Raw genomic sequence first — 292 nt, forward strand, 5'->3', positions numbered from 1 at the left:
CGTGCGCCATCTGCGCCAGCTCTATCCCGGCGTCAACGTCATCGAGGGCGATGCCTTCAACCTCAACGCCACGCTTGGCGAGAGGCGCGGGATGATCTTCGATAGCGTCGTTTCCGGGGTGCCGCTGCTCAACTTCCCGGTCGCCCAGCGTATCGCCTATATCGAAAGCCTGCTCGATCGCATCCCGGCCGGACGGCCGATCGTCCAGCTGACATATGGTCCGATGTCGCCGATCTCGGCGGGCCGGGGAGACTACACGGTCAAGCATTTCGCATTTATCTTCCGGAACATC

General features: G+C 62.0%; 1 pseudogene. It reads left to right on the forward strand.

Features of this window, described 5'->3' with window-relative positions:
• Positions 1-292: pseudogene (locus EN852_RS39465) on the forward strand (SAM-dependent methyltransferase); the annotation flags it as partial.

This window comes from Mesorhizobium sp. M2E.F.Ca.ET.209.01.1.1 (assembly GCF_004010375.2).
Taxonomy (GTDB): domain Bacteria; phylum Pseudomonadota; class Alphaproteobacteria; order Rhizobiales; family Rhizobiaceae; genus Mesorhizobium.